Genomic DNA, 12,943 nt, shown 5'->3' with positions numbered 1-12,943 from the left:
GTATCGCGCTTCAACCGGCTCACCACCGGATCACGCGCACCAATCGAGAAACAGAACTGACCCCGAATTGGCAGGAAATACTCTAGCCGGCAGGAGCATCACGGTAACCGTGGCCTACCAGATGTCCTTGGCGTCGATCCATTCGCCGATGGCGATGTTCTTGGTTTCGCTAAGCGCATAGCTGTCGAGACCGTCCTCGCCATCGGAAACCTGCAGTTTCTCGATATGGTGAACCTTTTTCATGAAGAAATCCGAGATGGTGACGATGCCTGTATTGCCATCGATCTTGATCAGAAGATCGTTCGCATCGCGCTGAACCATCATTTCTCTGAGTTCAAAGTCGTCATAGACGATCCGGTCGGCACCATCCTTGTCGAAGATCCAGGCATTGGCGTCACCATCGGCGATTTCGTAGATGTCGCCACCTTTGAGATCGGTAATGCGTGGTTTGTCCCGCTGCAGAATGTAAGTGTCATTGCCTGCACCCCCATTCGCCTCGTCATTGCCCGCCATGAGGATGAGGCGGTCGTTACCGGCAGCACCCATGAGCACATCTTTCCCTGAGCCGCCTTCGATGATGTCTTCGCCATCGCCACCGTTGATCGTATCGACGCCGGTGCCGCCAAAGAGGAAGTCATCGCCGGCATCGCCAAACAGCTTGTCGCTGCCATTCTCGCCATAAAGCCAGTCTATGCCATCATTGCCATGGATGATGTCGTTGCCGCCGCCGCCATAACCATAGTCGTGAAGATAGGTCGTGCCGTAATCTTCAGGATCAACCGTATAGTCGTTGCCGCAATTGATTTTGTCATCGCCATTGCCGCCGGTGATCTTGTCGTTGCCATCGCCGCCTTCAAGGACATCGTTTCCGCCACGGCCCATGATCGTGTCATCGCCCGCATAGCCGATGATATGGCTGCCGCTGCCCTTCGCCGTCAGGCTGTCGTCGTCCGTTGTGCCCTTGATCGTCTTCATGGCGATCTCCTGATTTTTTGCCGCATCATGCGCGTCTGTCGCGCCTACCAGGAGTTTAGCGAGGTGAGAGAATCAGGGTCAATCTCACGAGCGGCCAAATGCCGTTAACCAATATGGCGATGCAAGTTCGGAGCAAGTTTGGTCTAACCCCTTGCCATGGCGCCAAAGCGACCTAAATAAGGGGGCAAGACCGGTTAAGTCCGGAAGAATATGGTTTTTTGCGCTTTTTTCGGCCTCTATGCTTGACGGGACATAAAATTGCGGGAATCACCATCTCAGGCAAGAAATCGTCAATAGCTGTTGGCAGGAAGAAGGTCTGGCGAATGATCGCAGGCGGCAGTGGCCGCTGTCCCGCAAGGATGCATCGCGGTTAATCAGCCATTAGCCCTCTTCCTGTTAGCTCGTTGTCGCTGATTCGCAGCGGCGTTTTGGCCAAGAGGCACCGACAGCGTTTCGATTGTCGTAAACTGGCGTCAGGGAAAGTCGATACACGATGGCAACAAAGGTCAAGGAAAACGAAGAGGCAGACTCTGAACGCGAAAGCGCACCGGATGGCCCGCTTCTCGACCTTTCCGATGATGCGGTCAAGAAGATGATCAAGACCGCCAAGAAGCGCGGTTACGTGACGATGGACGAGCTCAATGCCGTTCTGCCGTCCGAAGAGGTGACGTCCGAGCAGATCGAAGACACGATGGCGATGCTGTCCGATATGGGCATCAATGTCGTCGAGGATGAGGATGTCGAGGAACAGGCGGCCGAAGATGACGGCGAGGCCGACAGCGACGGCGAAAGCGATGGCGGCGAAATTGCCACCACCTCGAGCACGGCGCTTGCGACCACCCGCAAGAAAGAGCCGACCGACCGCACCGACGATCCTGTGCGCATGTATCTGCGCGAAATGGGTTCGGTGGAGCTTCTGTCGCGCGAAGGCGAAATCGCGATTGCCAAGCGCATCGAGGCCGGCCGCGAAACCATGATCCAGGGGCTCTGCGAGAGCCCGCTGACTTTCCAGGCACTGATCATCTGGCGCGACGAACTCAATGAAGGTTCGACGCTTCTGCGCGAGATCATCGATCTCGAAACAACCTATTCCGGTCCGGAAGCCAAGGCTGCGCCGCAGTTCCAGAGCCCGGAAAAGATCGAGGCAGACCGTAAGGCCGCTGAAGAGAAGGAAAAGTCGCGCAAGGTGCGTGGCGGCGGTTCCGACGAAGACGACATCACCAATGTCGGCGGCGACGGAATGGTGTTCGAGGAAGAGGAAGAGGACGAGGACGAAAGCAACCTGTCGCTGGCGGCCATGGAAGCCGAACTGCGCCCGCAGGTTATGGAGACCCTCGACCAGATCGCCGAGACCTACAAGAAGCTGCGCAAGCTGCAGGACCAGCAGGTCGAAGCCCGTCTTTCGGCTTCCGCCACACTGTCGCCGGCGCAGGAGCGTCGCTACAAGGAACTCAAGGACGAGCTGATCACGGCGGTGAAATCGCTGTCGCTCAACCAGAACCGCATCGACAGTCTTGTCGAGCAGCTCTACGAAATCAACAAGCGTCTGGTGCAGAACGAAGGCAAGTTGCTTCGTCTGGCCGAAAGTTTTGGCGTGGCGCGCGACGAGTTCCTCAACCAGTATATGGGCGCCGAGCTCGATCCGAACTGGATGAAGTCGATCGGCAATCTTTCGGCACGCGGCTGGAAGGAATTCTCGCGTTCCGAAAACCAGACGATCAAGGATCTGCGTCAGGAGATCCAGAACCTCGCCAGCGAAACCGGCATTTCGATCACCGAATTCCGCCGCATCGTGCAGATGGTGCAGAAGGGCGAGCGCGAAGCCCGCATCGCCAAGAAGGAAATGGTCGAAGCCAACCTGCGCCTCGTCATTTCGATCGCCAAGAAATACACCAACCGCGGCCTGCAGTTCCTCGATCTCATTCAGGAAGGCAATATCGGCCTGATGAAGGCGGTCGACAAGTTCGAGTATCGTCGCGGCTACAAGTTCTCGACCTATGCGACCTGGTGGATCCGGCAGGCGATCACCCGTTCGATCGCCGACCAGGCCCGCACGATCCGCATTCCGGTGCATATGATCGAGACGATCAACAAGATCGTCCGTACCTCGCGCCAGATGCTGCACGAGATCGGCCGCGAGCCGACGCCGGAAGAACTGGCCGAAAAGCTCGCCATGCCGCTCGAAAAGGTGCGCAAGGTGCTGAAGATCGCCAAGGAGCCGATCTCGCTCGAAACGCCGGTCGGTGATGAAGAGGATTCACATCTCGGCGATTTCATCGAGGACAAGAATGCGCTGCTGCCGATCGATGCCGCCATTCAGGCCAACCTGCGCGAAACCACGACCCGCGTTCTCGCCTCTCTCACCCCACGCGAAGAACGCGTGCTGCGCATGCGCTTCGGCATCGGCATGAACACCGACCATACGCTCGAAGAAGTCGGCCAGCAGTTCTCGGTTACCCGCGAACGTATCCGCCAGATCGAGGCCAAGGCGCTGCGCAAGCTCAAGCATCCGAGCCGTTCGCGCAAGCTCAGAAGCTTCCTCGATAGCTGATCGATCGAAAATCAAGATAGTGCAGAGGCCGGAGTGGAAACGCTCCGGCCTCTTTGCGTTGGAGGGGTCCTGCACCACTGCTTTCGTTTTACCTCCCGCTCTCATCCCCCCTTTCCCGTCAGCTGCACCGCGAACGCATCGGCGGCCTTGCTGTGGTAGCGTTCCGTGTGGCGCATGAGGAAATAGGGGCGGGGGATGGGGCTGATCGGCACTTCCACCAGTCGTCCGCGTTCGATTGCTGGCGCTGCTGCGCTGCGCGACATCAGGGTGGCGCCGAGACCGTTTTCGACGAGATTGAGGATCGCTTCGTTGCCGGGCAGTTCGAGCGCGATCGTGGGCATCGGATCGCTGGCGCCATAGGTTTCGAGCATGGTGTCAAAAGCCCGGCGGGTGCCCGACCCTTCCTCGCGGACGACCCAGCTCGTCTCGCGGAGGTCGGCAATCGGATGATCCCTTGTCGCCCAGGGATGATCAGGGGCGACGACGACGATCATCTCATCCTCGGCGATCTTGATCGACTGGAGGGAGTGCCGGCTTTCGGGCCATTCGATGAGGCCGATTTCCGCCTGTCCATCGGCAACCGCCTCCAGCACGGCATCGGTATTGCCGATCGTCACCGTAAGATCAATGCCGGGATGCTGGCGGCGGAAGGTGGCAAGGTGCGGCGGCAGCCAGTAGGAGCCGATGGTGCGGCTGGCCATGATCGAAAGCGCGCCATGCCTGAGGCCGGAAAGATCGGCCAGCACCGTTTCGGCCTGTCTGGCGGCGGCGAGCACCTTTCGGGCTTCATCGCGGAAAAGCCGTCCGTTGCGGTTGAGACGGATCGAGCGGCCCACTCTGTCGAACAGCTGGATCCCATGCCGGTTTTCGAGCGCGGAAATGGCGGCACTGACGGCCGATTGCGTCATATGCAGCCGTTCGGCGGCGCGGGTGATATGGTCCTCTTCGGCCACAGCGAGAAAGATCCGCAGTTGCTCCAGTGTCATCCAACTGTCTTTCATTCGAAAAAATCGAACGATCTTACCATATTTATTCGTTGGAATCGATTGTAATCGTTGGGTAGCTCTCCCTGTGCAATGCCTCTTCGTTTCTGTGACGAACATCTGGGGCCTGTGCGGAGGGGACTTGTATGACGGTCATGAGCGATATCGGCGCCAGTGGGCATGAAGGTCTGCGGCAATCGGTGATCCTGCAGTTCACGCCCAACTGGTTTGCCGCCGCGATGGGCACCGGTGTCGTCGCCGCCGTTCTGGCCCAGCATCCGGCGGGCTCAGTGCCGCATATGCTCGGTTTCGCGCTCTGGCTGGGCGATGCGGTCCTGTTTTTCTGCTTTTCCCTCGCTTACGGGCTCAAATGGATGCTCTATCCGAGGCAGGCCGCTTCCATCTTCCGCCATCCGGTGATGTCGATGTTTCTAGGCTGCATTCCGATGGCGCTGGCCACCGTTGGTAACGGATTTCTTCTCTATGGGCAGGGTCCCTGGGGTGAAAGGGCAGTCGACATCGCCTTCTGGATCTGGTGCCTCGATGTTCTCCTGGCTTTCGCGGTCGCGATCGGCGTGCCCTTTGCCATGTTCACCCGGCAGAGCCACAGGCTCGAGGATATGAGCGCGGTCTGGCTGTTGCCGGTCGTCGCTGCAGGCGTGGCCACCGTCAGCGGGGCGCTGTTGCTGCCGCATCTCGCCTCGCCGGAGATGCAGATGCAGGTTCTCATCCTGTCGCTGTTGCTGTGGTCGCTTTCGCTGCCGCTGGCGCTCGGCATCCTGGTCATTCTGTTCCTACGGCTGGTGCTGCACAAGCTGCCGCCGGCGGGCATGGCTGCAACGGCCTGGCTTGCCCTCGGTCCGATCGGAACCGGCTCGCTTGGTCTTCTGCTTCTCTACTCCTTCGGACCCGAGGTTCTCACGGCCAATGGCTTGGGGGCGATCGCGCCGGCCTTCGGTGGTGCGGCCCTCCTCGGTGGTATCCTGTTGTGGGGCTATGGCTGCTGGTGGCTGCCGATGGCAATCGCTATCACCTTGCATTTCATTCGCCGGGGCATGGGGTTCAATCTCGGTTGGTGGGGCTTTACCTTCCCGCTCGGTGTCTTTGTGCTGGCAACACAGAAGATGGCCGCGCTTCTTGCGCTGCCGGTGCTGGGGCATGTCGGCGAAGGCCTGTCGGCCTGCCTCGTCTGCATCTGGCTGCTGGTCGGCTGCCGCACCCTGATCGGCGCCGTCAACCGCAGCCTGTTCGTCGATCCCTGTCTGATGTGATCGGTCCGGATCCGTCCCGGTCGATCGGTCGAGGCAAGCAGCAATGCGCAAAACGTCTCAGACCTTTTGCAATCCGTATCAGAATGGCCCTAAGGCCGCCGGGCGAAATTGACCGGGCGCGAGATGTCATTATCTCGGATGGCAAACCCTGTTGCTGACAAAACCGGTTTCGCCCACATGACCCGTTCTGCCGGGGAGGGGCCGGGACAGTTTCATCCGAAGAGCGCGACGATCATGACCAGCTATTTCACCAGCCCTGCCACGACTTCCAGCTCGGCCGATGTCTCGGCCTATGATTCCGATTCGACCTTTTCAGATTACCAGATCAGCGGGTCGTGGAGCATTCGGGTCTATAACTGGTGGTCCTATGGTACCCAGGAATGGTATCTGGCAATCGAAAACGACTATTCCAGCGGCAGCGTGATTTCCGGTACCGGCGATCCGGAAGTTTCGGGCATGAATATCGTGTCCTTCAGCATCATGGGGACGCCTTATTCGGCGGTCACCTATCTTGATGGCGGTACGGCCCACGTCAATATCTATTCGCTCGGCACGTTCATACAACCGGTGTCATCCTACACGATCAGCGATGTGGCCAGCATCGACACGGTTTATTACGACCGAGACGGCAACCTGGTCATCGCAACCACGTCGTCAGACAATGAAGTAGCCTACACGACGATCAGCTCGGATTTCGATTCCGGTGAAGTGCCGGTCATGATCGACGATCTGACGGCAACGAGTGCTGCCAATGCGGTGCTGCTGCTCGATCCCGCCTCGCTCGGCACCGATGCGGATGGCGATAGCCTGTCGATTTCCGCCTTCTCCGCCGATCGCAGCGACATCATGATGGTGCTGGATACAAACGGCAACCTCATGGCGGTCTATACCGGCGTTCTCGCCGAGGGTGAAACACAGACCGTCAACATTTCCTATTCGCTCACTGATGGCATCAACACCACCTCCGGCGGCTCGATTGCGGTTAACTTCACAGGCGGTGACTCGAGTGAGCTGGAACTGACCTACAGCCAGTTCCGCGCCTTTTATGATGCCAACTATTCCGAGGCCGATCTGAATGGCGCATTCGATACTGTCGTCGTTGCCGACACAGCCGAAACCATCGATGCCGGCATCGATTCCTGGGCGAGTTCGTTCGGTTTTCTCGGCGTCACGGAGCTGAAAGTCACCGATGGCGGTTCGATCGGCTTCTCCTTCAACGATGCGTTGCTGCTTGCGACAGACGGGGTGACGATCAGCGGCGCCTCGGCTGTCAGCGTTGAACTGCCCGCCGTGGATGTGGCCTCCATTCTCTATCTCGACAGCCAGCAGAATGCCACTCTGACCGCCTTGTTTGCCTACTATGGCGGCATGGGCATCACGTCGCTGGATCTGACGGATGACAGCGCCATCGGCCTCTCGGTGAATGCCCTCAAGGCCCTGGCAAATCAGGGCATTACGATCGATACGGCTGCAACCGTCAGCGTCTCGGATACATCGGCTGCGATCGAGAGCATGACCAAAGCCGACATGCTCGGCCTTGCCTCGGTCGGGGTGACCATGATCGATACGACGGATGGCAAGCTCGTCGTTTCCGCTGCTTTTGCCACAAGGCTTTCTGCCGCCGGCCTGTTCTTCGATACGGCGGAAGATATCACCGTCACCGGCAGCGTGGCTTCCGTCCAGTATCTTCTGCGTTCGAACAATGACGATATCTCCGCGCTCAATATCGATCGAATTGAAATCGAGGATCTGGCTTCCAATCTCCGCTTTCTGTCCGTGGCGGAAATCGCTGTCCTCGGCGATGCCGGTGTGACGGGGATCGATCTTCTCGATGATGCTGTAACCCTGGCCGCCAGCCAGATTTCAGCTTTTTCGGCCGCCGGGATCGATTTCGCCGCCGATGATGTGATCACCGAAAAGGCCGTGCCGGTTGCCGTGGCTGATAGCGCGACCGTCGACCAGCACAAGACAGCAACCGTCTCTGTGCTTGCCAATGATACCGCCGCCGATGGTTATACGCTCTCGGTCGAGAGCGCGACGGTGACCAGCAGCAACGGAACGGCGACGCTCAATGCTCAAGGTGCACTTGTCGTTGCCTATACCGGCGCCGATATCGACCGCGGCCAGACGGCAGCCGTTGTGGTGAGCTACACGATCGAAGACGGCTACGATAGCGCCACCGGCACGCTGACCGTGACCTTCAACGGCGTCAACGAGGACGGCGATATTCTCAGAGGAACCTCCGGCTCAGATACGCTGCGTGGCACCGGCATCAAGGATGTGATCCTCGGCCTCGCCGGCAACGACTTTCTCTATGGCAACGGCGGCGACGATCGGCTCGAGGGCGGCGCCGGCAAGGATGTGCTTTCGGGCGGAGCAGGCGCCGATATCTTGATGGGCGGCGCTGGCAATGATCAACTTACCGGTGGGGCGGGCAAGGATACGTTCCTGTTCGGCAAGACGAGCGGTCATGACACGGTCACCGATTTTGCGCATGGAACGGACCGGATCGATCTCGGTGCCGTTGCTGCGATTACCGATTTCAAGGATCTCAAGGCCAACCATTTCGTCGATCATGGCAGTTCGATCGAGATCGTCTGGGGCAACCATTCGGTGCTTCTGACCGGCATCAGCGATATTTCCAAACTCTCCGGAAGCGATTTCCTCTTCGGGTGAGGGGCGCGACCGGAGTTCTTGGACCAAGTCGCGACCGGACGCTGATGCCGATTCCGGTCTCAGCGCGATTTGCAAATCGTCTCAGTCTATAGGCGCTCCGTCTCAGAATCGATCTTACGCCGCTGTCGCAAATTGACGAGGACGTCGGTTCCTGCCTTTCGATTTCGTTGATGCCTGGTGGTGCCGACATGACTCGATGCGCGTTTGCGATCGTGGCCGTGCCGGTACCGGAAATTGCGATCGACATGGAGAATTCGAATGACGAGCTACTATACGTCTGCTGCGACAACGAGCAGCTCTGCGGACACGAGCGGCTATACGGCCGATACTTCGTTCTCCAGTGGGGAAAGCAGCGGTGGCTGGCAGCTGTCGCTGGAGAGCTATCAGGAATTCATGGATCCGACGCTCTATTTCACACTCGCGGTGACCGGACAATCCGGCCATGGCTGGACGCTCTATGATGGCACCAATGATGTGTATGACATGAACGTCGTGTCATACACCATCGAGGGGACCGATTATGCCCTGGCCACCTATCTCGATACGATGTCCAACACCGCCTATGCCTATGTTCTCTATTACGCGAACAACAATCCCTACAAGATCAGCTACGAGATCGCGGATACCTCGGCGATCACGGCCATTTACTATAACGAAAACGGCGATGTGATCATCAAGACCGTCGATATGGACGGCGGAACCGATTACACCACGATCACCTCCGGTTATGATTACAATTTTGCCCCGGTCCTCACCACCGGCCTGAGTGGCGCAATCGACAGCAACGGAATATATGCGATCGATCCTGCCTCGCTCGGCACCGATGCCGATGGTGATGCTCTCTCGATTGCGTCCTATTCCGCCGATACGGCCGATATTGCGATGGCCGTGGATTCGAGTGGCAATCTTTTCGCGATCTACACGGGAACCTTGGCTCAGGGCGCCAATAGGCTGGTGACGATTTCCTACGGCTTGAGCGATGGCACCAACACGACCTCCGGCGGATCGATTGCCGTGACCGTCACGGGAAATGGTTCCAGCAATCTCGAACTCACTTACGACCAGTATGTGGCTCTGGCCGCCGCCGGATATGACAGCACGGACTTTGACGCTGCCTTCGATCAGATTACGGTTTCCTGCACGGCCGCCGAGTTTGAAGCAGAAATCGGGCTGAACCCGCAGACCGCGTCTTCCCTCGGTGTGACGGATGTGACGATCTCCGACGGATCCTCGGTGACCTTGTCCTACTACGCAGCGGGATTTCTGGCCGTCAACGAAGTGACCATTGCAGGTGCTTCCGACGTCAAAGTGGACCTGGCGGCCGAAGACATTGCCGGTTTCGAAACGGAAGATGCGAACGCAAACCCTTTGTTCTCGACCCTCTTCGGCTATTATGCGGCCTTGGGCGTCACGAAACTGGTTCTTGCCGATGGCAATGACATTCAGCTTTCACTCGCTCCCTACACTGCTCTGGCCAATAATGGTATCGCCATTTCCGCGACGGGGACTGTCACCCTGGCCGACAGCGCGGCCGATATAGCCGCCATGAGCGCGACCGATGTGGCCAATATGGCAGCAGTCGGTGTCGGGCACATCGACGCGACCGACAACAATCTGGCTCTGTCGGCCGGTCTTGCCGCCAAGCTTGCAGCGGCGGGTCTGGTGTTTGCGGAAGCCGATACCGTCTCGGTGACGGGAAGCCTTGCCGCAGTCACCGCGCTCATCGCCGCGTCGGGAGATGCGATGTCTGCTCTCAATATCGATTCGATGAACGTTGAAGACCTCGCCACGACGATCAAGGCCCTATCCGTGGCGGAAATCGCGGCCCTCGGCGATGCCGGTGTGACGGGGATCGATCTTCTCGATGATGCTGTAACCCTGGCCGCCAGCCAGATTGCAGCTTTTTCGGCCGCCGGGATCGATTTCGCCGCCGATGATGTGATCACCGAAAAGGCCGTGCCGGTTGCCGTGGCTGATAGCGCGACCGTCGACCAGCACAAGACAGCAACCGTCTCTGTGCTTGCCAATGATACCGCCGCCGATGGTTATACGCTCTCGGTCGAAAGCGCGACCGTGACCAGCAGCAACGGAACGGCGACGCTCAATGCTCAAGGTGCACTTGTCGTTGCCTATACCGGCGCCGATATCGACCGCGGCCAGACGGCAGCCGTTGTGGTCAGCTACACGATCGAAGACGGCTACGATAGCGCCACCGGTACGCTGACCGTGACCTTCAACGGCGTCAACGAAGATGGCGATATTCTCAGAGGAACCTCCGGCTCCGATACGCTGCGTGGCACCGGCATCAAGGATGTGATCCTCGGCCTCGCCGGCAACGACTTTCTCTATGGCAACGGCGGCGACGACCGGCTCGAGGGCGGCGCCGGCAAGGATGTGCTTTCGGGCGGAGCAGGAGCCGATATCCTGATCGGCGGCGCCGGCAACGATCAACTCACCGGTGGGGCGGGCAAGGATACGTTCCTGTTCGGCAAGACGAGTGGTCATGACACGGTCACCGATTTTGCGCATGGAACGGACCGGATCGATCTCGGTGCCGTTGCTGCGATCACCGATTTCAAGGATCTCAAGGCCAACCATGTCGTCGATCATGGCAGTTCGATCGAGATCGTCTGGGGCAACCATTCGGTGCTTCTGACCGGCATCAACGATATTTCCAAACTCTCCGGAAGCGACTTTCTCTTCGGGTGAGGTTATCGTGGCGTCTCCCCGAACGACGACGGTTCGGGGAGTTAAAATATTCATGATTATCAATTGATTAAGTCATCTTTACCTATGTGAATGCTGGCTGAATGGCGAGTTCCGTTTCCATTCAGCCTTCTCCTTCTAATGTCTCCTCAACGCAATGAAACGGGCTCTGCCGGAACACGGTATCGGCGAGCCGAAGGAGAGAGAAGATGAGCAATTTCATTTCCAAGACCATGCTTGCCGCCCTCGTTGCCTTTGGCGCGATCGGTGCCTCGGCTCCGGCACATGCCGGCGGCGTCGATGTCGATATCCGCATCAACGGTCCGCGCGTCGTCCACCGTCCAATCGTCGTTCGCCCGCCGGTGGTTGTTGTTCGTCCGCCTGTCGTCGTCCGCAATCCGGTGGTGGTGCTGCAGCCGGCCCATCGCGGTGCCTGCAATCCGGTTCTGGCGCTTGAAAAGGCACGCAACAATGGAATGAACCGCGTTCATGTTAGCCATGTCGGCCCGAACCGGGTGGCGGTGGAAGGGCGCTTCCGCGGCACCTGGGCCAAGATGATGTTTGCCAACGTTCGTGGTTGCCCGCGTCTGTAACTGGCCGGCACATCGAGCTTCGCTGGACCGTCGTTATAACGCCCCCCGTCTGGACGGAACAGCAATCCCCCACGGCCCAGCCGTGGGGGATTTTTCGTCTGTTGACGTTTTTAGTTTCTGATTTTTGAGCCCGGGAGGGTGGGCGCCTCAAGGAAGGCACCCGTGGTGTGTCTTACTGTTCGATTGCGAAGGTGGCGTTGACCGAGACCGAGTAGCTGTTCTCACCGGAAGCGATCGGCACGGCGGCGTCTGCGGCTTCCTTCGCCATCGTCATCCGCACCATCGGCACGGGTTCGGGGCGTCCGGATGTCTCGCTGATCTCAAGGACGCGGCCAAGTTTCACGCCAGCGGCTTCGGCGAGAACGCTGGCCTTTGCCTTGGCATCCTTCATCGCTTCGGCCCGCGCCTTGGCGATCGCCTTTGACGGATCCTCATTGACGAAACGGATATCGCCGCCCTGGTTGACGCCCAGTGTGACCACGCGATCGAGAACCGCGCCGGTCTGGTTGATGTCGCGCAGCCGGATCGTGAGCGTGTTGCTGATCCGGTAGCCGGTGAGTTCCGGCGGCTTGTTGCGGCCATCATTGTCTTCGGGATAGAAATATTGCGGCTCGACACTGAAGCCTGATGTTTGCAGGTCGCGGTCGGCAATTTTCAGTTTCTTGAGTTCGGCGAGCACCTTGGCCATGGCATCGTTGTTGGCATCGAGGGCCTCGCGTGCCGTCTTGGCTTCGCGGACGACGGCGAATGTCATGATCGCCTGATCGGGTGCGACGGCAGCCTGCGCTTCGCCCGAAACGATGATGACAGGCTCGCGCGGCCGTGCCTCCTCGGCCTTGGCGGATAACGCTGTGAAAGCCAGAAGCGCAGCAGAAGCCGACGACAGGATGATCTTGCGGGAAATGGACATATATCCTCCAGAATGTCTTCGTTTCGCTGGTGCCAGAGGATTGTGCAGCTTTTACGGCAAATGCTTGCCCGGCCGTTTTTTTTCGGCTACAGCCAAGCCCTGTTCAACCATTGCTGATCTTCCGGCATTCGTGCCGAAGCGGGCCTGTAGCTCAATGGTTAGAGCCGGCGGCTCATAACCGCTTGGTTGGGGGTTCGAGTCCCTCCGGGCCCACCATTCAAGTCTTTTTCTTCGAGATTTCCACCTGTTTGCGGTTAGGGGGAATTTGGTTCGGGGCA

Annotated in this window: 8 protein-coding genes and 1 tRNA gene; 6 read left to right on the top strand and 3 right to left on the bottom strand. The window is 58.8% G+C overall.

The features are described 5' to 3' along the window. Positions 1 to 114: 114 nt before the first annotated feature. Positions 115 to 975: a calcium-binding protein gene (locus Q4481_RS24325; protein WP_304379025.1), complete on the bottom strand. Its 861-nt coding sequence runs from the start codon at positions 973 to 975 to the stop codon at positions 115 to 117. A 493-nt stretch (positions 976 to 1,468) separates the two neighbouring features. Here Q4481_RS24325 and rpoD point away from each other — a divergent pair, with 493 nt between their 5' ends. Then, positions 1,469 to 3,526 carry an RNA polymerase sigma factor RpoD gene (rpoD, locus tag Q4481_RS24320; protein WP_304379024.1) on the top strand — a complete coding sequence of 686 codons (2,058 nt, stop codon included), beginning with the start codon at positions 1,469 to 1,471 and terminating at the stop codon, positions 3,524 to 3,526. A 101-nt stretch (positions 3,527 to 3,627) separates the two neighbouring features. Here rpoD and Q4481_RS24315 read toward each other — a convergent pair whose 3' ends face one another. Next, on the bottom strand, positions 3,628 to 4,512 hold the full coding sequence (locus Q4481_RS24315) for a LysR family transcriptional regulator (protein WP_304379023.1): 885 nt from the start codon (positions 4,510 to 4,512) through the stop codon (positions 3,628 to 3,630). A 143-nt stretch (positions 4,513 to 4,655) separates the two neighbouring features. Here Q4481_RS24315 and Q4481_RS24310 point away from each other — a divergent pair, with 143 nt between their 5' ends. The 4 genes from Q4481_RS24310 to Q4481_RS24295 all read left to right on the top strand — a co-directional run bounded on the left by Q4481_RS24310 (position 4,656) and on the right by Q4481_RS24295 (position 11,755). Next, entirely contained in the window at positions 4,656 to 5,780 is a 1,125-nt protein-coding gene (locus Q4481_RS24310; protein ID WP_304379022.1) for an SLAC1 family transporter, read from the top strand. A 177-nt stretch (positions 5,781 to 5,957) separates the two neighbouring features. Next, the gene (locus Q4481_RS24305; RefSeq protein ID WP_304379021.1) at positions 5,958 to 8,456 is read left to right on the top strand and encodes a calcium-binding protein; all 2,499 of its coding nucleotides are present in this window, start codon (positions 5,958 to 5,960) and stop codon (positions 8,454 to 8,456) included. Between the two features lie 258 nt (positions 8,457 to 8,714). Further along, positions 8,715 to 11,165, top strand: coding sequence for an Ig-like domain-containing protein (locus Q4481_RS24300; protein WP_304379020.1), 2,451 nt, complete (start codon positions 8,715 to 8,717; stop codon positions 11,163 to 11,165). A gap of 206 nt (positions 11,166 to 11,371) precedes the next feature. Continuing rightward, positions 11,372 to 11,755 carry a hypothetical protein gene (locus Q4481_RS24295; protein WP_304379019.1) on the top strand — a complete coding sequence of 128 codons (384 nt, stop codon included), beginning with the start codon at positions 11,372 to 11,374 and terminating at the stop codon, positions 11,753 to 11,755. 172 nt (positions 11,756 to 11,927) lie between these two features. Here the strand turns inward: Q4481_RS24295 and Q4481_RS24290 are convergent, their stop codons facing one another. Next, complete coding sequence (locus Q4481_RS24290; RefSeq protein ID WP_304379018.1) at positions 11,928 to 12,665, bottom strand: SIMPL domain-containing protein; 738 nt, start codon at positions 12,663 to 12,665, stop codon at positions 11,928 to 11,930. Positions 12,666 to 12,805: 140 nt separating this feature from the next. Between Q4481_RS24290 and Q4481_RS24285 the strand changes: the two genes are divergently transcribed. Further along, a tRNA-Ile gene (locus Q4481_RS24285) sits at positions 12,806 to 12,881 on the top strand. The last annotated feature ends 62 nt before the right edge of the window (positions 12,882 to 12,943 follow it).

The organism is Fluviirhizobium alvei, from assembly GCF_030551875.1.
Lineage (GTDB): Bacteria > Pseudomonadota > Alphaproteobacteria > Rhizobiales > Rhizobiaceae > Rhizobium_E > Rhizobium_E alvei.
This window is presented reverse-complemented; position numbering and strand designations above follow the sequence as displayed.

What these genes read in the sequence shown, in the direction of transcription:
- Q4481_RS24315 (WP_304379023.1), bottom strand. Translation starts at nt 4,512, where the DNA reads ATGACACTGGAGCAACTGCGGATCTTTCTCGCTGTGGCCGAAGAGGAC.
- Q4481_RS24300 (WP_304379020.1), top strand. Translation starts at nt 8,715, where the DNA reads ATGACGAGCTACTATACGTCTGCTGCGACAACGAGCAGCTCTGCGGAC.
- Q4481_RS24290 (WP_304379018.1), bottom strand. Translation starts at nt 12,665, where the DNA reads ATGTCCATTTCCCGCAAGATCATCCTGTCGTCGGCTTCTGCTGCGCTT.
- Q4481_RS24325 (WP_304379025.1), bottom strand. Translation starts at nt 975, where the DNA reads ATGAAGACGATCAAGGGCACAACGGACGACGACAGCCTGACGGCGAAG.
- Q4481_RS24310 (WP_304379022.1), top strand. Translation starts at nt 4,656, where the DNA reads ATGACGGTCATGAGCGATATCGGCGCCAGTGGGCATGAAGGTCTGCGG.
- rpoD (WP_304379024.1), top strand. Translation starts at nt 1,469, where the DNA reads ATGGCAACAAAGGTCAAGGAAAACGAAGAGGCAGACTCTGAACGCGAA.
- Q4481_RS24295 (WP_304379019.1), top strand. Translation starts at nt 11,372, where the DNA reads ATGAGCAATTTCATTTCCAAGACCATGCTTGCCGCCCTCGTTGCCTTT.
- Q4481_RS24305 (WP_304379021.1), top strand. Translation starts at nt 5,958, where the DNA reads ATGACCCGTTCTGCCGGGGAGGGGCCGGGACAGTTTCATCCGAAGAGC.